16 protein-coding genes and 1 pseudogene are annotated in these 19,815 nt (G+C 73.3%); 13 read left to right on the forward strand and 4 right to left on the reverse strand.

Annotated elements, in window-relative coordinates:
* From ACFVYA_RS44095 to ACFVYA_RS44115, 5 genes are all read left to right on the forward strand, one after another.
* Positions 1-7,030: amino acid adenylation domain-containing protein (locus tag ACFVYA_RS44095; RefSeq protein ID WP_387053807.1), on the forward strand; the 7,030-nt coding region annotated here is incomplete at its 5' end.
* 2 nt (positions 7,031-7,032) lie between these two features.
* A complete protein-coding gene (gene panD, locus ACFVYA_RS44100; RefSeq protein ID WP_387053809.1) occupies positions 7,033-7,446 on the forward strand; it encodes an aspartate 1-decarboxylase in 414 nt (137 codons plus the stop codon).
* Positions 7,447-7,532: 86 nt separating this feature from the next.
* Positions 7,533-8,558, forward strand: a complete 1,026-nt coding sequence (locus tag ACFVYA_RS44105) for an ABC transporter substrate-binding protein (protein ID WP_387053811.1) — start codon at positions 7,533-7,535, stop codon at positions 8,556-8,558.
* Positions 8,559-8,569: 11 nt separating this feature from the next.
* Positions 8,570-8,779, forward strand: coding sequence for an MbtH family protein (locus ACFVYA_RS44110; RefSeq protein ID WP_387053813.1), 210 nt, complete (start codon positions 8,570-8,572; stop codon positions 8,777-8,779).
* Positions 8,780-8,895: 116 nt separating this feature from the next.
* Positions 8,896-9,771, forward strand: coding sequence for an RICIN domain-containing protein (locus ACFVYA_RS44115; RefSeq protein ID WP_387053815.1), 876 nt, complete (start codon positions 8,896-8,898; stop codon positions 9,769-9,771).
* A gap of 43 nt (positions 9,772-9,814) precedes the next feature.
* On the opposite strand, the gene ACFVYA_RS44120 is transcribed toward ACFVYA_RS44115, so the two are convergent.
* From ACFVYA_RS44120 to ACFVYA_RS44130, 3 genes are read right to left on the reverse strand one after another with little or no spacing between them, the layout of a single operon-like run.
* Positions 9,815-11,566, reverse strand: a complete 1,752-nt coding sequence (locus tag ACFVYA_RS44120) for an ABC transporter ATP-binding protein (protein WP_285992183.1) — start codon at positions 11,564-11,566, stop codon at positions 9,815-9,817.
* A complete protein-coding gene (locus ACFVYA_RS44125; RefSeq protein ID WP_387053817.1) occupies positions 11,563-13,233 on the reverse strand; it encodes an ABC transporter ATP-binding protein in 1,671 nt (556 codons plus the stop codon). The genes ACFVYA_RS44120 and ACFVYA_RS44125 overlap by 4 nt, the downstream gene beginning before the upstream one ends.
* Before the next feature lie 53 nt (positions 13,234-13,286).
* Positions 13,287-14,147 carry a hypothetical protein gene (locus ACFVYA_RS44130; RefSeq protein WP_285992181.1) on the reverse strand — a complete coding sequence of 287 codons (861 nt, stop codon included), beginning with the start codon at positions 14,145-14,147 and terminating at the stop codon, positions 13,287-13,289.
* A gap of 45 nt (positions 14,148-14,192) precedes the next feature.
* Between ACFVYA_RS44130 and ACFVYA_RS44135 the strand changes: the two genes are divergently transcribed.
* The 4 genes and pseudogenes from ACFVYA_RS44135 to ACFVYA_RS44150 all read left to right on the forward strand — a co-directional run bounded on the left by ACFVYA_RS44135 (position 14,193) and on the right by ACFVYA_RS44150 (position 15,842).
* Positions 14,193-14,705 carry a DinB family protein gene (locus ACFVYA_RS44135; protein ID WP_387053820.1) on the forward strand — a complete coding sequence of 171 codons (513 nt, stop codon included), beginning with the start codon at positions 14,193-14,195 and terminating at the stop codon, positions 14,703-14,705.
* Positions 14,706-14,938: 233 nt separating this feature from the next.
* Positions 14,939-15,085 carry a hypothetical protein gene (locus ACFVYA_RS44140; RefSeq protein WP_387053822.1) on the forward strand — a complete coding sequence of 49 codons (147 nt, stop codon included), beginning with the start codon at positions 14,939-14,941 and terminating at the stop codon, positions 15,083-15,085.
* Positions 15,082-15,417: pseudogene (locus ACFVYA_RS44145) on the forward strand (hypothetical protein); the annotation flags it as partial. The gene ACFVYA_RS44140 and the pseudogene ACFVYA_RS44145, both read left to right, overlap by 4 nt.
* Positions 15,418-15,491: 74 nt before the next feature.
* Positions 15,492-15,842, forward strand: coding sequence for a hypothetical protein (locus ACFVYA_RS44150; RefSeq protein WP_387053824.1), 351 nt, complete (start codon positions 15,492-15,494; stop codon positions 15,840-15,842).
* On the opposite strand, the gene ACFVYA_RS44155 is transcribed toward ACFVYA_RS44150, so the two are convergent.
* Complete coding sequence (locus ACFVYA_RS44155; protein WP_387053826.1) at positions 15,811-16,425, reverse strand: dihydrofolate reductase family protein; 615 nt, start codon at positions 16,423-16,425, stop codon at positions 15,811-15,813. The two genes, ACFVYA_RS44150 and ACFVYA_RS44155, sit on opposite strands and share 32 nt — an antisense overlap.
* 152 nt (positions 16,426-16,577) lie before the next feature.
* On the opposite strand from ACFVYA_RS44155, the gene ACFVYA_RS44160 reads away from it, so the two are divergent.
* From ACFVYA_RS44160 to ACFVYA_RS44175, 4 genes are all read left to right on the forward strand, one after another.
* On the forward strand, positions 16,578-17,405 hold the full coding sequence (locus ACFVYA_RS44160) for a LysR family transcriptional regulator (protein WP_387053828.1): 828 nt from the start codon (positions 16,578-16,580) through the stop codon (positions 17,403-17,405).
* Between the two features lie 10 nt (positions 17,406-17,415).
* A complete protein-coding gene (locus ACFVYA_RS44165) occupies positions 17,416-18,126 on the forward strand; it encodes an MBL fold metallo-hydrolase (protein ID WP_387053829.1) in 711 nt (236 codons plus the stop codon).
* A 127-nt stretch (positions 18,127-18,253) separates the two neighbouring features.
* A complete protein-coding gene (locus tag ACFVYA_RS44170) occupies positions 18,254-19,069 on the forward strand; it encodes an ABC transporter permease (protein WP_387053830.1) in 816 nt (271 codons plus the stop codon).
* Positions 19,054-19,758, forward strand: coding sequence for an ABC transporter ATP-binding protein (locus ACFVYA_RS44175; protein WP_387053831.1), 705 nt, complete (start codon positions 19,054-19,056; stop codon positions 19,756-19,758). Before ACFVYA_RS44170 ends, ACFVYA_RS44175 begins: the two co-directional genes overlap by 16 nt.
* Positions 19,759-19,815 lie beyond the last annotated feature (57 nt).

Below are 19,815 nucleotides of genomic sequence, written 5' to 3' on the forward strand. Positions count from 1 at the left end.
CGACCTGTGGATCAAGCGCGGCACCGCGCACAACGAGCTGACCCGGCACCGCTACGACGTCGTGCTGCGGAAGGCCCCGCGGCCGGAAGCGGCCGAAGAGCAGGTCGTCGCCTTCGCCTCGGTGGCCGAGCTGGAGCGGGTCCTGGCGGCCCGCCCGGCCCGGTTGCGCGTCACCGGCGTGCCGGATGCCCGGTTGTCCGGCGAACTCGCCGCCGTCACGGCGCTGGCCGCGGGGGACGCCGGCGCGGCGTTGTCCGCTTTGGACGGCGAGCCGTCCGGTGTGGACCCGGAAACGCTGCACGCGCTGGGTGAACGCCTGGGCTACCGGGTGTACGCGACGCTCACCGCGCAGGAAGGGGAGCTCGAAGCCGTGTTCACCACCGGCGAGCCCACCCGGATCCACCGCGGCCGCCCGGTCCGGGCCGTCCTCGACGCGCTGGGCAACCACCCGGCCGGGCAGCGGGACACGAGCGCGCTGGTGGCGGCGCTGCGGGCGCACGCCCGCGACCGGCTGCCGCAGTACATGGTGCCGTCGGCGTTCGTGCTGCTGGACCGGCTCCCGCTGCTGGCCTCCGGCAAGCTGGACCGGCGCGCCCTGCCGAGCCCCGACAAGCAGGCCGCCCCCGCGGGCCGGGCCCCGCGGACGCCGGTCGAAGAAGTCCTCTGCGGGCTCTTCGCCGAGGTTCTCGACACGGGATCGATCGGTGTCGACGACGACTTCTTCGCCCTCGGCGGGCATTCGCTGATGGCGACCCGGCTGGTCGCCCGGCTGCGCGCGGTGTTCGGCGTCGAGCTGCAGGTGCGGTCGGTGTTCGAGACGCCGACCGTGGCCGGGCTGGCCACGCTGCTGGCCACCGCCGAGCAGGCCCGGCCGGCTCTCGTGCGCGCCGACCCGCGACCGGACGTGCTGCCGTTGTCCTTCGCGCAGCAGCGGCTGTGGTTCCTGCACCGGCTGGAAGGCCCGTCGGCGACCTACACCATGCCGACGGCGGTCCGGCTGACCGGCGACCTCGACGTCGATGCGCTGCGCACGGCGCTGGCCGACGTGGTCGAGCGCCACGAAGCCCTGCGCACGGTCTTTCCCGAGATCGACGGCGTGGCCCGGCAGCTCGTCCTCGGCGACGTCACGATCCCGCTGCCGGTCCGCGCGGTCACCGACGCCACCCTCGCCGACGCGGTGTCCGAGGTGGCGGGCACGGTGTTCGAGCTGGAGGCGGAGATCCCGCTGCGGGCGCAGCTGCTGCGCCTGGGTGCCCGCGAGCACGTCCTGGTGCTGGTGTTCCACCACATCGCCTCCGACGGCTGGTCGACCGCGCCGCTGTGGCGGGACCTCGCGACGGCCTACACCGCCCGCCAGGCCGGTGAAGCTCCACAGTGGACGCCGTTGCCGGTGCAGTACGCGGACTACACGCTGTGGCAGCGGGACGTCCTCGGCGAGCCGGTGATCGAACCCCAGCTGGCCTACTGGCGCGAAGCCCTCGCCGGGCTGCCGGAGCGGATCGAGCTGCCGACCGACCGGCCGCACCCGGCGGAGGCGTCCTACCGCGGCGAGCAGTTCGCCTTCGGCTGGGACGCCGAACTCCACAGTGGACTCGTCGACCTGGCCCGAGCCTGCGGCGCGAGCGTGTTCATGGTCGTGCACGCCGGGCTCACCGCGGTGCTCACCCGGCTCGGCGCCGGCACCGACATCCCACTCGGCACGTCCATCGCCGGCCGCACCGACGCCGCGCTCGACGACCTCGTCGGGTTCTTCGTCAACACCCTGGTCCTGCGCGTCGACACCGGCGGCGATCCGTCGTTCCGCGACCTCGTCGCCCAGGTGCGGGACCGCAGCCTCGACGCCTACGCCCACCAGGACGTCCCGTTCGAGCGGCTGGTCGAGGCCCTCAACCCGGCCCGGTCGCTGGCCTACCACCCGCTGTTCCAGACGATGCTGGCCTGGCAGAACAACGCCGTCGCCGACCTCGCGCTGCCGGGCCTCACCGTCGTGGAGGAGCCCGTCCGCACCGGGACCGCACGGGCCGACCTGACGTTCTTCGTCGGCGAGCGGCCCGGGCACCAGGCCGGGATCCGCGGTACGGCCGAGTACAACAGCGACGTTTTCGATCGCGCGAGTGTCGAGGCGATCCTGGAGCGGCTGCGGACGCTCTTGGCCGCCGTCGTCGCCGACCCGGACACGAGGATCGGCGCCGTCGACCTGCTCACCGGTGCCGAGCGCGAGCAGCTCGCCGCCGACCCCGCGACACCCCTGCCCGTCCAGACGCCCGCCGGGCTGTTCACGGCCCAGGTCGCGCGGACTCCGGACGCGCTCGCCTTGACGTTCGGCTCCGAGCGGCTCACCTACGCCGGACTGGACACGCGGGCCGCGGCGCTCGCCCGGGCGCTGCTCGCGCGGGGGGCGGGGCCGGAACGCGTGGTCGCGGTCGCGCTGCCGCGGTCGGTGGACCTGGTCGTCGCGCTGCTGGCGGTGCTCAAGACCGGCGCCGCTTACCTGCCCCTGGACCTGAACCACCCGGCCGAGCGCATCGAACTGATGCTCACCGACGCGGCCCCGCACCTGGTCATCGCCCTGGAGGGCTTCGGGGATCGGCTCGTCCGGCCGGGTGACACCGGGCCGGAACCGGCCTGGCCGTCGATCAGCCCGGACCACCCGGCGTACGTGATCTTCACGTCCGGCTCCACCGGCCGCCCAAAGGCGGTCGCCGGAACCCAGCGAGCCCTGGCCAACCGGCTGCACTGGGGCCGGGACGTCGCCCAGGGCGTGCGCCTGGCCAAGAGCGCGCTGACGTTCATCGACGGCTCGACCGAGCTGCTCGGCGGCCTGGTCGCGGGCGACCCGGTGGTCCTCGCCGACGACGCGACGGCCACCGACCCGATGGCCCTGGCCGGACTCGTCCGCGAGTCCGGCGCGCAGGTGCTCACCGTGGTGCCGAGCCTCCTCGACAGCTTCGCCGAGGACGCGCCGGCCGGCGCGTTCGACTCGGTGACCACCTGGATCACCAGCGGTGAGCCGCTTTCGGCCGCTCTCGCCGAGAAGGTCGCGGCTTGCTGGCCGTCGGCGAAACTGGTCAACCTCTACGGCTGTTCGGAAGCCGCCGGAGACAGCCTGGCCCAGGTCTGCGGGCCGGTGGCGATCGGGCGGCCGATCGCCAACACCCGGGCGTACGTCCTCGATGCCGCGTTGCGGCCGGTGCCGCCGGGCGTGCGCGGTGAGCTCTACCTCGCCGGCGCCGGCGTCGCGCGGGGCTACCTCGGCCGGCCGTCGCTCACCGCCGAACGGTTCGTCGCTTCGCCGTTCGAGCCGGGGGAGCGGATGTACCGGACCGGCGACCTCGTCCGCCGCCGCCCCGACGGGGCCCTGGACTTCGTCGGGCGCGCCGACCAGCAGCTCAAGATCCGTGGTTTCCGGGTCGAGCCCGGCGAAGTCGAAGCCGTGCTGACCTCGGATGCCTCGGTGGCGCGCGCGGCCGTGATCGCCCGGGACGACCGGTTGATCGCTTACGTGGCGCCGTCGGGTGACCCGGTGGCGCTCCGGGCTTCGGTGGCCGAGCGCCTTCCGGAGTACTTGGTGCCCTCGGCCGTCGTCGTGCTGCCGGAGCTGCCGGTGAACGCCAACGGCAAGCTCGACCGCGCCGCCCTGCCCGACCCGGAGGTGCGCACTTCCGGCCGGGTCGCGCGGACGCCCGCCGAACAGGCGCTGTGCGAGCTGTTCGCCGACGTCCTCGGCGTCGCGGCGGTCGGCCCGGACGACGGGTTCTTCACCCTCGGCGGGCACTCGCTGCTGGCGACGCGGCTGGTCAGCCGGATCCGCGCGCTGCTCGGCGTCGAGGTGCCGATCCGGGCGGTGTTCGACGCGCCGACCCCGGCCCGGCTCGCCGAAGCCCTGGACCCGGGCCGCCGCAGCCGTCCGGCGCTGGTCCCGGCCGAGCGGCCGGACGTCCTGCCGCTGTCGTTCGCGCAGCAGCGGCTGTGGTTCCTGGACCGCCTCGACGGGGCGAGCGCGACCTACAACATCCCGTGGGCGTGGGAGCTGACCGGCCCGGTCGACACCGGCGCGCTGCGGGCCGCGTTGGGTGACGTCGTGGCCCGCCACGAGGTGCTCCGGACGCTCCTGGCCGAGGAGCAGGGCACCCCACGGCAGGTCGTGCTCGACCGCGCGGACCCGGTGCTGGTCACCGAGTCCGTGCCGGCGGCGGACGTCGACGAGCGCGTCGCGGCCGCGGCGTCCTACTGCTTCACCCTCGACGCCGAGATCCCGGTCCGGGCGACGCTGGTGTCGGCCGGCCCGGACCGGCACGTCTTCGTGCTGCTGGTGCACCACATCGCGGGCGACGGCTGGTCGCTGCCACCGCTGAAGCGGGACCTCGACACCGCGTATGCGGCCCGGCGGCGCGGTGAACGTCCACAGTGGACGCCGTTGCCGGTGCAGTACGCGGACTACACCCTGTGGCAGCGGGAGATGTTCGGCCGCGCCGACGACCCGGACAGCCTCCTCGGCCGGCAGGCGGCCTTCTGGCGGGACACCCTCGCGGGCATCCCCGACGAGCTGGCGCTCCCGGCCGACCGGCCGCGCCCGGCGCGCTCGACCAACCGCGGCGCCGCGGTGCCGTTCACCGTGCCCGCTTCCGTGCACCGCGGCCTGCGGGAACTGGCCCACCGCAGCGACACCAGCACCTTCATGGTCCTGCAGGCGGTGCTGGCCGCCCTGCTGACCCGGCTCGGCGCGGGCACCGACATCCCCCTGGGGACGCCGGTGGCCGGCCGTTCCGACCACGCCCTGGAAGACCTCGCCGGGTTCTTCGTCAACACCCTGGTCCTGCGCACCGACACCGGCGGCGACCCGACGTTCCGGCAGCTCCTCGACCGCGTCCGCGAGGCCGACCTGGCCGCGTACGCCCACCAGGACCTGCCTTTCGAACACCTCGTCGAGCTGCTCAACCCGCCCCGGTCGCTGGCCCGGCACCCGCTGTTCCAGGTCATGCTCGCGGTCTACCACTCGGGTGCCGAGCCGGACCGGCTGCTCGGGCTCGACGCGGCCTACCGCGACACCGGGCTGCGGCAGGCGAAGTTCGACCTGTCGTTCGACCTGGTCGAAACGGCCGACGGCATCGACGGCGACCTCGAATACAGCCTCGACCTCTTCGACGAGCCGACCGCCCGGACGCTCACCGAACGCCTGGTCCGGGTGATGGCGGCGGTCGTCGCGGACCCGGACCGGCCGCTGAGCCGGATCGACGTCCTCGACGCTGCCGAGCGCGACCGGATCCTGCGCGACTGGGGTGCGGGGGCGCCGCTGACGCTCCCGGCGCCCACCGTCGTGGACCGGCTGGCCGCCCAGGTGGCGGCGACCCCGGGCGCGACCGCGCTGAGCGACGCTCGGTCGAGCGTCACCTTCGCCGAGTTCGCCGCGCGGACCGACCGCCTCGCGCGGTGGCTGGCTTCCCGCGGTGCGGGTCCCGAGAAGGTCGTGGCGCTCGTGCTGCCGCGGTCCGCGGCGGTCGTCGAGGCGATCTTCGGGGTCTTCAAGACGGGCGCCGCCTACCTGCCGGTCGACCCGGACCAGCCGGTGGACCGGATTTCGGCGATCCTGGCCGACGCCGGTCCCGCGCTGGTGCTGAGCAGCCGCTCGCTCGCTTCCGTTGTTCCGGGCGCGCTGTTCGTCGAGGACGTACTCGAGGACACAGTGGACAGTTCCGTCGTGCTCACCCCGCCGTCGCCCGCGAACCCGGCGTACGTGCTCTACACCTCCGGTTCGACGGGCAAACCCAAGGGCGTGGTCATCCCGCACTCCGGTCTGGTCAACCTGTTCCACAGCCACCGCGAGACGCTCTACCGCCCGGCCGTCGCCGCGGCCGGCGGGCGGCGGCTGCGGGTCGGGCACGCGTGGGCGTTCTTCTTCGACGCGTCCTGGCAGCCGCAGCTGTGGCTGCTCGACGGGCACGAGGTGCACGTCGTCGACGACGACACCCGCCGCGACCCGGAGCGGCTGGCGGCGGTGGTGCGTGAGCGCGCGCTCGACTTCCTCGAACTCACGCCGTCGCACTTCGCGCAGCTGGCCGCCGCCGGAGTGATCTCGGACGGCCGGTGCGCCCTCGGCGTGGTCGGCGTCGGCGGTGAAGCCGTTTCGCAGACGCTGTGGGAGACCCTGGGATCGATGCCGGGCACGCAGGCGTACAACCTCTACGGCCCGACCGAGGCCACGGTGGACGCGCTGGTCGGCCGCTTCGGCGACGCCGACCGGCCGGTGGTCGGCCGTCCGGTGCACAACACGCGCGCGTACGTCCTCGACGGCGGTTTTTCGCCGGTGCCGGCCGGGGTGCCGGGGGAGCTGTACCTGGCCGGTGCCGGGCTGGCCCGCGGCTACCACGGGCGTCCGGCGCTCACCGCGGACCGGTTCGTCGCCTCGCCGTTCGAACCGGGGGAGCGGATGTACCGCACCGGCGACCTGGTGCGGTGGCGGCCGGACGGGCAGCTGGAGTACCTCGGCCGCACCGACGACCAGGTCAAGATCCGCGGCTTCCGGATCGAACCGGGCGAGATCGAGACGGCACTGGCCCGCCACGACGACGTCGCGCAGGCCCTGGTCGTCGTCCGCGAGGACCGGGACAAGCGGCTGGTCGCCTACGTCACCCCGGCGACCGCGGATCCCGCGCGGCTGCGGGAGTTCGCCGCCCGGTCGCTGCCGGAGTACATGGTGCCCGCCGCGATCGTCCCCCTGGACGCGTTCCCCGTGACGCCCAACGGGAAGCTGGATCGGGCGGCGTTGCCGGCGCCGGAGTTCGAAACCCGCGGCCGGGCCCCTGAAACGGCCACGGAGAAGGCGCTCTGCGAGATCTTCGCGGAGGTTCTGGACGTCGCCGCCGTCGGCGCCGACGACGACCTGTTCACCCTCGGCGGGCACTCGATGCTCCTGGTGGTCCTGCGCAACCGGATCACCGAGCGGCTCGGGACCGAGCTGGCCATCGCGGAGTTCTTCCGCACCCCCACCGCGGCCGGGCTGGCCGCGGTGTTGACCGAGAACACGGAGTAGACGTGCACCGCACCCTGATGAACGCCAAGATCCACCGCGCCACCGTCACCCAGGCCGACCTGCACTACGTCGGCTCACTGACCATCGACGCCGACCTGATGGCCGCCGCGGACATCGTCGAGGCGGAGAAGGTCCAGGTCGTCGACATCACCAACGGCGCGCGGCTGGAGACCTACGCGATCACCGGCGAGCCGGGATCCGGCGTGATCGGCGTCAACGGCGCGGCCGCGCACCTCGTGCACCCCGGCGACCTCGTCATCATCATCACCTACGCGCAGGTGGAAGAGGCCGAGCGTGCGGGGCACCGGCCGCGGGTGGTGCACGTGGACGCGGACAACCGGCAGGTCCACCTGGGCCACGACCCGGCCGAGCCGGTGCCGGGAGCGGAAGCGCAGCTGTCGGGCCGTGGGCGTTGACACAGTCACGTTCCGCCGGTGCGGTTGCTTTTGGCAGGCTGCCCTAAATAAGGTGTGCCTATCCTAAAGATCGGCGAGAGGCTCTCATGTCCGTGTTCCAAGGCGCTGCCGGGCTCAGCCGGCGTGGATTCCTGATCGGGGCGGGTGGCGTCGCCGCCGCCGCGGCCCTCACCGCGTGCGGCAGCAGCGACGACAAGAAGGCCGGCGCCGCCTCCGGTCCCTGGGAGTTCACCGACGACCGCGGCCAGAAGGCCGCGCGCGACCAGCGTCCCGCGCGGGTGGTGGCCTACGCCAGCTCGGCCGCGGCGCTCTGGGACTACGGCGTCCGCCCGGTCGGCGTCTTCGGCCCGCAGAAGACGGCCGACGGCGGCAAGGAGATCCAGGCCGGCAACATCGACCTCAACGCCGTCACCTCGATCGGCAACGCCTGGGACGACTTCAGCATGGAGAAGTTCGCCGCGCTGAAGCCGGACCTGGTCGTCACCGGCCTGACCGGCACCAAGCCGACGGACATGTGGGTGCTCACCGACGACCTCGGCCCCAAGGTGCAGCAGGTCGCCCCGATCGTCGCGCTGTCGGAGTACAAGGTCACGCTGCCCAAGGTGATCGAGCGCTACTCGCAGCTGGCCGTCGCGCTGGGCGGCGACGCGAACTCCGATGCCATGAAGAAGGCCAAGGACGACTTCGACAAGGCGTCGGAAGACCTGCGTGCGGCCGCGAAGGAGAAGGCCGGGCTCAAGGTCCTGGTGCTCTACGGCGACAAGGACGGCCTGTACATCGCGAAGCCGGACTTCTTCGCCGACCTCGCGTACTACCGCGAGCTCGGCCTGGACATCGTCTCGGGCGGCGGCAGCGAGGACTACTGGGAGCAGCTGTCCTGGGAGCAGGCGGGCAAGTACCCCGCGGACCTGATCCTGACCGACTCGCGCTCGTACGCGCTGCCGCGCGCCCAGATGACGCAGTTCCCGACCTGGAACCAGCTGCCCGCGGTCAAGGCGAACCAGCTGGGCGACTGGTCGGCCGAGCCGCGCTTCAACCACCTGCTCGCCACGCCGGTCATCCGGAAGCTGACCGCGCTGGTGAAGGGTGCCCGCACGGACATCACCGCCTGAGGAGGCCCGCGATGACCAACCCGTTCGAAAACCCCGACGGCACGTACCTGGTCCTGGTGAACGCCGAGAACCAGCACAGCCTGTGGCCGGAGTCCGCCGACGTCCCGGCCGGCTGGACGGTCGCTTTCGGCCCCGCGTCCCGCCAGGAGGCCCTGGACCACGTGGAGGCGAACTGGACGGACATGCGCCCCCGGTCCCTGGCCGACGCCATGGACGCCTGACTTTCTTCCCGCACGGCACGCCGGGAGCCGTTCGGCTTCCGGCGTGTCCGCCATTCAGCCCCGTCGCAATTTAATTCGGTGTCCCCTTTTCCCCCGAGATCGGTATCGTCCGCCGGGTGAAACTCAAATCGCGCATCTTTGCCGTCATCGCGGCAGCAGTGGCCATGGGATTGGGAGTCGCGGCTCCCGCGACGGCGGAAACCAATCAGACGCTCGAAATCAAGAGTGTCGCCCTTGGCAAATGCCTCGCCGTCGGGGCACCGACCTACGCCTGGGCGACGGTGGAGGACTGCACCGGCGCGAAAAACCAGCAGTGGGAGCAGATCCGCGTGGACGCCGACAAGGTGATCCTCCGCAACCTCGGCGATCGAACCTGTTTGAAGGGAATCAGCCACGTCGTCCGCTACGAATGCGACGACGAGGACGAGGACCAGTACTGGGTGCTCACCGGCGACCGGCTGACGAACGCCAAGACGGGCCAGGTGGCCGACACCACCCTGTACGACGATTTCGGCGTGTTCCTGGCGGACGCGCGCCGCACTGACTACCAGCGGTGGCAGGTCAGGGTCACCGGGAACGCACCGGCTCCGCCGGCGGACACCAGTGGCCAGATCGTCCAGCTCCAGAGCGTGTCGGAGCGCAAGTGCGCCGCGGCCAGTGGCACCGCTGTCCAGTTGCCGGCCTGCACCGTTGCGGTGGAACAGAAGTTCCAGCGGGTCGAACTCGGCGACGGCGTGGTCCAGCTGCGCAACCTCGCGTCCGGCACCTGCCTGCGCACCGGGTCGTTCGGGCTGCCCCGCGTCGATCTGGTGAGTGCCTGCGCTGCGGACGACCCCGCGCAGCAGTGGCGGATCGAGCCGGACCTGGTCGGCACGGTCCGGGTGCGCAACGTCGCCAGCGGCAACTACCTCACGCCGCGCACCGACGACATCACGACCTACGAGCGCACTTCCCTGGCGAATTGGCAGAAGTGGAGCCTCGTCGTCGCCTGACCTGATCGACCACGGTGCCGGCCGGGTTCGGCCGGCACCGGTGTCAGGCGCGCTGGCCGGACCAAGCCGCCCACAGCTTCGCGTACCGGCCACCGGCGGCGACCAGGTCCTCGTGGGTTCCGGACTCCACGACCGCCCCCTCGTCGAGGACCACGATCCGGTCCGATGCCGCTGCCTGGGTGAGGCGGTGCGCCACGACCAGCGCCGTGCGTCCCTCCAAGGCCGCCGCGGCCGCCGCTTCCAGAACCTTCGAACCCGCGCTGCCCGCCTCGGCCGTGGCCTCGTCGAGGATGGCGATCGGCGGGTCGGCCAGCACCAGCCGGACCAGGGCCAGCTGCTGCGCCTGCGTCACCGTCAGCTGGTGACCGCCTTCGCCGACGACCGTCGCGAGACCGTCCGGAAGGGACGAAACCCAGGTCAGCGCGCCCACCTTGGCCAGCGCGGCCCGCAACTCGGCGTCGGTCGCCGACGGGCGGGCCAGCCGCAGGTCCTCGGCCAACGGGCCCGCGAAGACGTGGACCTCCTGGCTGATCAGCCCCACCGTCCGCCGCGTGGCCTCCGGGCCCAACTCCTCCAGGGCCACGCCGCCGAGGGTGACCGAGCCCGTGTCCGGGCGGTGGATGCCGGCGATCAGCTTGGCCAGCGTCGTCTTCCCCGCTCCGCTCGCGCCGACCAGCGCCACCCGTTCGCCGGGCGCGACACCGAGGTCGACGTCCCGCAGCACCGGGTGACCGTCCACATAGGAGTACCCGATCCCCGCCGTCTTGACCGACGCGTCCACCGGCCGTGCCGGCTGCGAAGGCGACGCTTCGGCGGGCAGATCCGCGACGCCGATCAGCCGTGCGAGGCTGGCGGCGGCCGCCTGGGCGTCGTCGACCAGCGCCAGCGCCGTCGTGATCGGCCCGAACAGGCTGTGGAAGTACAACGCCGCCGCCGTCGCGACACCGACCGTCACCGCGTCCGCGCCCACCAGCACGAACCCCAGCGCCAGCACGGCCGACAGCCCGACGAACTCCGCCAGGTTGAGCCGCGCGTAGAACCGCGTCACCAGCCGGATTCCCCGCAACGCGAGCGAGACGGCCGCCTCGGACCGGTCCCGCACCCGCTCCAGGTGGGTGTCCGCCAGCCGGAACGCCCGGACCGTCTTCGCGCCGCCGATGGTGTCCAGCAGCTGCTGCTGTTGCGCCCCGACCGCCTCGCGCTGGGCGGCGTACAACGGCTTCGCGCGCGGCACGTACCAGCGCACGGTCCACAGCTGGATCGGCACGGCCAGCAGCGCCGCCAGCAGGAACCGCCAGTCCAGCACGGCCAGCGCACCGAGCGTCAGCACGACCGTCAGCACCGACCGCCCCAGCTCGGGCAGCGCCTGCCGGACGCCCTCGGCCACCACCGACACGTCGTTCGTGACGCGGGCGGTGAGGTCGCCGGACCCGGCGCGCTCGAGCTGTTCGAGCGGCAGGCCGAGCGCGCGCTCGACGAAGCGTTCGCGCAGCTCGGCCAGGATCGTCTCGCCCAGCCGCGCCACCAGCGACACCCCGATCGCGGTCGCCACCGCCTGCGCCACCGCGACGAGCACCAGCCCTGCGATCGGCGTGACCAGCTCGGCGGCCGGGCGGCGGGTGGCGACCAGGTCGACGACCCGGCCGAGCAGCGGCGCGGTCAGCAGGCCGATCGCGGTGGCCGCGACGAGCATCGCGAACGCGGCCGCCGCGCGGCCTTTCGCCCGGCCGGCGAGCTCGCCGAGCACGGCGCGGATCCGGCGGCCGTCGGCCACGGGGAGGAGTTCGCGGGTCACGACAGCACCGCCGCTCGGTAGTCGGGCCGGCCGGCCAGTTCGGCGTGACTGCCTTCGCCCGCGACCCGCCCGTCGTCGAGCAGGACGACGCGGTCGGTGGCGGCGAGCAGCGCCGGGCTGGTGGTCACGAGGATCGTGGTGCGGCCGCGGCGCAGTTCGGCGAGTCCGGCGGCGATCCGCGCCTCGGTGACCGTGTCGACGGCGGTCGTCGGGTCGTGCAGCACCAGCACCGGCGCGTCGGCGGCGAGCGCCCGGGCGAGCGCGACCCGCTGCCGCTGCCCACCCGAGAGCGACCGGCCGCGTTCGGTGACGGCGGTCGCGACGCCGTCGGGCAGCGCGCTCGCCACCTCGTCGACGGCGGCCGCGGTCATCGCCTCGGCGCTCTTCGGCCCGGTGGTCACGTTCTCGGCGACCGTCCCGGCGAACAGGTCGGCGTCGTGCGCGGCGACCAGCACCACCTCACGGACCCGGCTCGGATCCACTGTGGACAGATCAACCGAGTCGACCGACACCGAGCCGCCCGCGGGATCGGCGGCGCGGCCCAGGCAGTCGAGGAGGTCGGTCGCGGCGGCCGGGTCGGTGGCCACCACGCCCAGCAGCTCGCCCGGACGCGCTTCGAAGCCGACGTCGCGCAGGGCGCCGCGGTTCAGCGCGGACAGCTTGACGTGCCCGGCCGCCGGAACCGGCAGTGCCGCGTCCCCGGCGCCGACGGCGTGGGCCGCGTTCAGCACTTCGGCGATCCGCGCGGCCGACGCCCGGCCCTGCGCCAGTTCGCCGTTGACCCAGGAAAAGATGGTGAACGGCGTGATCAGGTACTGCGCGAGCCCGACCGCGGCGACCAGGTCGCCGACGCTGATGTCGCCGGCCGCGGCCAGGGTGCCGCCGACGAGGGCGACGACGGCGATGAAGATCCCGGTGAGCGCCAGCAGCGCGCCGTTGTGCCAGGCCTGGGCGCGCGCCGCGCGCAGCGTCGCCCGCAGCGAGTCCTGGCTGGTCTGCCGGTAACGGGCGACGGCGGCGCGTTCGGCGCCGACGCCTTTGAGCACCCGCAGCCCGGCGACGAGGTCGGTGGCGACGCCGGAAGCGAACGCGGAACGCTCCTGCTCGGCCTCGCTCCGGCGTTCCAGGGGCTTCCCGATCAGGTGCGCCAGGTACAGCATCGGCGGCGTGCCGAGCAGCACGAGCAGGCCGAGCGGCAGCGACATGGTGAGCAGCACCACGGCGCTGACCAGCAGCCCGGCCAGGCCCGCGACACCGAAGGGCAGGACGCCGTTGACGGTGCCGACGCGCTTGGCGTCCGACGTCCCGATGCTCACCAGCTCGCCGGCGAGGGTGCCTGAGCCGGCCACACCGCCGGGGTGCAGCACCCGGCGTCCGACGTCGAGGCGGAGGTCGTGGGCGGCGCGTTCGGCGGCGCGCTCGCCGAAGCGGGCCCCCAGGCGGTAGCTGGTCGACAGCGCGGCGAAGAGCACGCCGAGCACCGCCAGCCAGCTGATGAGCGTGCCCACCGAGCCGCCCGCGACGGCCTGGTCGATGACCACGCCGATCACCACCGGGACCAGTGCTTCGCCGCCTTGGTGGCCCGCGGTCAGCAGCGCCGCGAGCACCACCGGTCGTCGTTGCCCGGCGATCGACCGGCGGAGGACCTGCCGTCCCGTCGTGCTCACCCGCGCCTCCCTCTCCAGAGCTGGGATAGGTAAGGCTAGTCTAAGTAAAGAAGTTACGGGAACACGGTCGGCTTCGTCTCGGTCCGCGGTTCGGTCGCCGGTTCGCCGAACCGGGCCAGCGCGAGCGCGGCCACCACGGCGAGGGTGAACCCGGCGACGGCGGCGAACGCGAAGCCCGGCCGCGTGCGGTCACCGAGCACGAGCACGCCGACCAGCGACGGGAACACCGTCTCGCCGAGCACCATCATCGCGGTCGAGGTGGTGACGCTCCCGCGCTGCAACGCGGTCGCGTAGAAGAGCATCGCCATCCCGCCCGCGACGGCGACGGTGTAGGTCGCGGGGTCGGTGAGCAGGTCGAGTGGCGCGAGGCTGGGGATGATCCGGCCGGCGATGGCGACGACGCCGAAGCACAGCCCGGCGACGAGCCCGAGCGCCGGCGTCCGGATCCGGCGGTTCGCCTTGCCCGCGACGATCCCGGCCGCGGCCAGGACGGCGACCGCGGCGATCAGACCGAGCCGGAAGCCGAGCCCGACCGGTTCGGAGCCCTCGCTTTCGGCGGCGGCGCCGAGCAGGGCGAGCCCGGCGCACACGACACCGACGGCCGCCCATTCGCGGCGGCCGAGCCGCACGCCGAGGAACCGCGCGGCGACGGCGGTCACGGCGAGGCTGGCGGCGAGCGCGGCCTGCACGACGAACAGCGGCAGGACGTGCAGGGCCGCGATCTGCGCGACGAACCCGAGGACGTCGAGGGACAGCCCGAGCACGAACTTCCCCTGGCCGAGGACGCGGACCAGCAGTTTCGGGTCGACCCCGGCGGCCCCGGTGTCCGTGGCCCGCGCGGCGACCGACTGCATCACCGAAGCCACGCCGTACGCGCATGCCGCGCCCAGGGCGCAGAGCAGTCCCCACCACATGCCGGTCACTCTATTTTGTCGCCTCCGCTGAGGTACGGTGCGGCCATGTCGAACACGAGTTCGAAGACGCACCGCCACTGGCCCGCGCCGCTGGCGAATGACGAGCTGCGTCTGCTGCTGGACTTCCTGCAGTTCCTCCGCGCGACGGCGGTGAACAAGCTGGCGGGGCTGTCGTTGCCGCAGGCCGCGGCGACGCCACTGCCGGCTTCGCCGCGGATGAGCGCGCTGGGCGTGCTGAAGCACCTGACGGCGGTGGAGCGCTGGTGGCTGTCGATCGAGGCGGGCGGAGCGGATCTGCCGTCGCTGTGGGCGGGCAGTCCGGACCCGAGCTGGGACGTGGCTCCGGAGGACACCCCGGCATCGGTGGTGGCGGCGTACAAGGCGGAGTGGGCCCGGGTGGAGAAGGCGCTGCGCGGCCTGGGCCCGGACGACCGCACGCGGCGGCGATCGGAGTTCACCGTGCGGTGGGTGCTGGCCCACGTGGTACAGGAGACGGCGCGGCACGTCGGGCACCTGGACGTGCTGCGCGAGCTGGCGGACGGGGAGGTGGGCGAGTGACGCAGAGGTGAGCCGGCGGCTCGGCTCGTGGGGCTTCGGCGCAGAAAAGCGGGTGACAAGCGTCGCTACCCTGGATTCGTGGCCGTCGTTGCGGAGTACCGCCGATTTACCGGCCCCCTGGCCCGTTCCGGGCGCCAGCGGGGTTCCGGTGCCATGTCCGCAGCCTGAACCGACGCCGGGTGCCCGGGCCAGGGGGAACCATCCCCAGCCGTCCCGAGCCCGGAGGTTCCGTCATGCCCGAAACACTCACCCCCGCCCGGCTGGCCCGCGACCTCGCCGTCCGTGATCTCACCGATCCCGCCGCCGGGCCGCACGCCATCCAGCTCGTCGTCGACCAAGCCGTCGACGGCACGTCCTGCGCAGCCACTCCACCGCGATGATCCCCGCCGCGCTGCGGGGCTTGGCCGCGGACCCCGCCGAGGACGTCCTGCTCGTCTGCCCGGGCGTCGTCTACCGCCGGGACAGCATCGACCGGCTGCACAGCGGCACGCCGCACCAGCTCGACCTCTGGCGGATCACCCGCGGCCCCACCACCCGCGCCGACCTCGAGGAGATGGTCGCCGCCCTCGTCCCCGACCGCGAGCACCGCCTCGAACCCCGCCGCCACCCGTACACAGTGGACGGTGCGCAGCCGGACGTCGAACACGGGGGTGCGTGGGTGGAAATCGCCGAGTGCGGGCTCGCCCACCCCGCCGTCCTCGCGCGGGCCGGGCTCGGGGACGGCTGGTCCGGGCTCGCCCTCGGCCTGGGCCTCGACCGGGTGCTGATGCTTCCGCCCTGCCGCCGGTGCGCCGTGACCTCTCGATCGCCGTCGACGCCCACGACCGGGCCGAGGACCTCGGCGACCGCGTCCGCGACGCCCTCGGCGAAGACGCCGGTGTCGTCGAGGCGGTCGAGATCCGGCAGGAGACGCCGTACGCCCGGCTCCCACCGCAGGCGCGAGCCCGGCTGGGCGCCCACCCCGACCAGAAGAACCTCCTGGTGCGCCTGGTGCTCAGACCCCTGGACCGGACGCTGTCCGACGCCGAGGCGAACGTCCTCGGAGACCGGGCCTACGCCGCCCTGCACCGGGGGAGCGTCCACCAGTGGGCCGGCGCGGGGGACTTCACCGAAGCACCCGATACCGCAGGTGCGTGACCGAGGCCGTCGCCCGCGAGTCCACCTGCTCCAGGTTCAACGGCGGGACGCCGTCGAACAGCCGTACGCCATCGCCGAGCGTGTACGGCGCGACGTGCAGCCGCACCTCGTCGATCAGGCCCGCGGCGAGGTACTGGTTGACCGTGGTCGGGCCGCCGTGGACGGAGATCCCGCCGTCGCCGGCCGCTTCGCGGGCGCGGGTCATCGCGGCCTCGATGCCGTCGGTGACGAAGTGGAACGTGGTGCCGCCCGCCATCGGCTGCGGCTCGCGCGGGTGGTGGGTGAGCACGAAGACCGGGCCGTGGTAGGGCGGTTCGTCGCCCCACCAGCCCGTCCACGGCCGGTCCCACTCGCCCCGCACCGGACCGAACATGTTGCGCCCCATGATGAACGCCTTGGCCGTCAGCATCCGGTCGAACTCCGCCGGGTGCGCCTCGCGGCCTTCGCCGTACCAGGCGTGCAGTTTGTCGCCCCAGCCGTCGCCGCCGTCGTCGCCGAACGGGCGCTGCTCGGTCTGGTGGTGCCCGGCCGCGTAGCCGTCGAGGGTGATCGTGAGGTCGCAGGTCACCGTTCCGGTGGTCATCGTGGTGCCTTTCTCGAGGGTTCCGGCTCAGCATGGACCGGACCCCACATGACGTCCAATGCCAATCGAGCCGGTAACTCATTGATATTCTCGATGAATGCTGAACCTGGTGCAGCTCAAGGTCCTGGCCGCGGTGGCTCGGCACGGCTCGGGTGACCGAAGCGGCCCGGGAGCTCCACTATTCGCAGCCGTCGGTGAGCCACCACCTGGCCCGCCTGGAAGCGGCCACCGGCGCCCGGCTCGTGCAGCGGGCCGGCCGCGGGATCCGCCTGACGCCGGAAGGCCGCCTGCTGGCCGGCCGTGCCGCCGAAATCGCCGGACGCGTGGACGCGGCGGCCGAAGAACTGGCCGCGCAGGTCGGCTTGCGGGCCGGGCGCGTCCGGCTGGCCGCCAACGCGTCCGCGCTGAGCACCCTCGTGCCGAGAGCGGCGGCGTCGCTGGCGCAGGCCCACCCGAGGCTGGAGCTGTGCCTGGTCGACCGGCATCCGGTCGAGGCGCTGGACATGCTGCGCCGCGGCGAAATCGACGCCGCCCTCGTCTTCCAGCACGCCGGCGCCCCGCTCGAGGAGGACGGATTCCGCTTCCGCCACCTCGCCGACGACCCGATCCACCTGATCAGCCGACGCCCGGACGACAGCTTGGCCGACCACCACGACTCGGCCTGGATCGGCGGGTGCGACCGGTGCCGGGCGGAGCTGACCGCCGTCTGCGCGGGGGCGGGTTTCAGCCCGCGCCTCGGCTCGCTCAGCGACGACATGGTCGTCGTGCAGTCCTTGGTGGCCGCCGGGCTCGGTGTCGCCATCCTGCCCGGGCTCGCGCTGGAAGCCCACCGCCGTCCCGGCATCCACACCACCGAACTGCCGGGCGTCCACCGCCGCATCCACGCGGCCACCTACGGCGACCCACCGGACCCGCCCGCGGTGGCCGCCGTCCTGGCCGCCCTCGCCCGGGCCGCCGCACCGGCGCGACGCGAACCGTAGGGTGTCCGGCATGACTGATCGGCTCTATTTCCGGCAGCTGCTCGCCGGGCGTGACTTCGCCGTCGGCGACCCCGTCGCGACGCAGATGGCGAACTTCGCCTACCTGATCGGGGATCGCGAGACCGGGGACGCCGTCATCGTCGACCCGGCCTACGCCGTGCGGGACCTGCTCGACGTCCTGGCGCAGGACGGGATGCGGCTCACCGGCGTGCTGGCGACCCACCACCACCCCGACCACGTCGGCGGCGAGATGCTCGGCTTCTCCCTGCCCGGGATCGCCGAGCTGCTCGCCGTCGAGCAGGTGCCGATCCACGTCAACGGCGCCGAGACCGAGTGGGTCCGGCGGGTCACCGGCGTGTCCGGCAGCGACCTGCGCGCGCACGACCACGACGACGTCCTCGAGGTCGGGGCCATTCCCATCCGGCTGCTGCACACGCCCGGGCACACGCCGGGCAGCCAGTGCTTCCTGGTCGAGGACAAGCTCGTCTCCGGTGACACGCTCTTCCTGGAAGGCTGTGGCCGCACCGACTTCCCGGGCGGCGACGCCGAAGAGATCTACCGCAGCCTGCAGGCGCTCGCCGGCCTGCCCGGCGACCCGGTCGTCCACCCCGGCCACCAGTACTCGGCCGAGCCGTCGGCCGCGCTGTCGGAGGTGAAGCGAACCAACTTCGTCTACCGGCCGCGCTCGCTCGACGAATGGAAGGTCATGTTCGGCGGCTGAGCCAAGTCGTTCCACGGGGTGAAACGCGGGGCGTTCACGGAGTGGGCGCCGATTGACTTCGGCTCCCACTCCCCGGATGGTCGGGACCACGCAATCCGAGAACGTCCCCGTCCCCGGGAGAAAATCCGTGTCGATTTCCACCACGGGCGTGCTTCCGCGCGCCCGCTCCGCCGGCCGGCCGCCGCGCAAGGCCGTGCGGCGGCCCGATCTCAAACGCTGGATCAGCCCGGTGGTGCTCCTCGCGGCCTGGCAGATCGCCAGCGCCACCGGCGTCCTGCCGCCCGACAAGCTCAGTTCCCCGTGGACGGTCGTGCAGGCCGGCGTCGAGGCCGCGCGCAGCGGCGAACTCGGTGACGCCTTCGCCGTTTCGCTCGGCCGGGTCGGCGCCGGTTTCGCGCTCGGCGCGGTCGCCGGCGTCCTGCTCGGCATCGTCTCCGGCCTGTCCCGCTGGGGCGAAGCCCTGGTCGACCCGCCGGTGCAGATGCTGCGCACCCTGCCGTTCCTCGGCCTGATCCCGCTGTTCATCCTGTGGTTCGGCATCGGCGAGGAGACGAAGATCGTGCTGGTCGCGCTCGGCGTGGCCTTCCCGCTCTACCTCAACGTCCACTCGGGAATCCGCGGCGCCGATCCGGCCCTCGTCGAAGCCTCGCGGGCGCTCGGGTTCAGCCACGCGGAACGGCTCTGGCACGTCGTCCTGCCCGGCGCGCTGCCGCAGGCGCTCGTCGGGCTGCGGCAGTCGCTCGGCCTCGCCTGGCTCGCGCTGATCGTCGGCGAGACGGTCAACGCCGACGCCGGGGTCGGGTACCTCATCAACAACGCCCGCGAATTCCTGCGCACCGACGTCGTGGTCGTCGGGCTGGTCCTGTACGCCCTGCTCGGCCTGGTCACCGACGCGCTGGTCCGGCTGCTCGAACGGAAGGTGCTGCGGTGGCGAGCCCGGTAGCCGAGGTCCGCGGCCTCACCAAGCGGTTCGGCGACCGGACCGTCCTGTCCGGACTCGACCTGACCGTCGAACGCGGCGAGTTCGTCGCCCTGCTCGGCCGCAGCGGGTCCGGCAAGTCGACGCTCCTGCGGGTGCTCGCCGGCCTCGACGGTGACGTCGAAGGCGGCGTGGAAGTCACCGGGACGGTTTCGGTCGCGTTCCAGCAGCCGAGACTGCTGCCGTGGCGGAAGGTCTGGCGCAACGTCGTCCTCGGCCTGCGCCAGGACGGCGTCGCGAAGTCCCGCAACCGGGCCTTGGCCGAGAAAGCCCTGGCCGAAGTGCACCTGGCCGAGCACGCCGACGACTGGCCGCTCACGCTGTCCGGCGGCGAGGCCCAGCGCGTCTCGCTGGCCCGCGCGCTGGTGCGCGAACCCGATCTGCTGCTGCTCGACGAGCCCTTCGGCGCCCTGGACGCGCTCACCCGGATCTCCATGCACGGCCTGGTCCAGGACCTCTGGCGGCGGCACCGGCCGGGCGTGCTGCTGGTGACCCACGACGTCGACGAGGCCCTGCGGCTCGCCGACCGCGTCCTGGTGCTCGACGGCGGCCGGATCGTGGCCGCGCACCGGCCGGGCGAAGCCGCCGATCACGACGACCTCCGCCGCCGCGTGCTGGCCGACCTGGGAGTGACCGAAGATGCTGTGGCGTAAGGGAATACTGGCCGTTGCGGCCGCTCTCGCCGTGTCCGCGTGCGGCACGGCGACCGG

This window comes from Amycolatopsis sp. NPDC058278 (genome assembly GCF_042881395.1).
Classification (GTDB): Bacteria; Actinomycetota; Actinomycetes; order Mycobacteriales; family Pseudonocardiaceae; genus Amycolatopsis.

Bases quoted from the DNA above. Each gene is read 5' to 3' on its own strand.
- ACFVYA_RS44140 (WP_387053822.1), top strand. From the start codon at position 14,939: ATGCCCGAAACACTCACCCCCGCCCGGCTGGCCCGCGACCTCGCCGTC.
- ACFVYA_RS44130 (WP_285992181.1), bottom strand. From the start codon at position 14,147: ATGTGGTGGGGACTGCTCTGCGCCCTGGGCGCGGCATGCGCGTACGGC.
- ACFVYA_RS44165 (WP_387053829.1), top strand. From the start codon at position 17,416: ATGACTGATCGGCTCTATTTCCGGCAGCTGCTCGCCGGGCGTGACTTC.
- ACFVYA_RS44105 (WP_387053811.1), top strand. From the start codon at position 7,533: ATGTCCGTGTTCCAAGGCGCTGCCGGGCTCAGCCGGCGTGGATTCCTG.
- ACFVYA_RS44135 (WP_387053820.1), top strand. From the start codon at position 14,193: ATGTCGAACACGAGTTCGAAGACGCACCGCCACTGGCCCGCGCCGCTG.
- ACFVYA_RS44155 (WP_387053826.1), bottom strand. From the start codon at position 16,425: ATGACCACCGGAACGGTGACCTGCGACCTCACGATCACCCTCGACGGC.
- ACFVYA_RS44110 (WP_387053813.1), top strand. From the start codon at position 8,570: ATGACCAACCCGTTCGAAAACCCCGACGGCACGTACCTGGTCCTGGTG.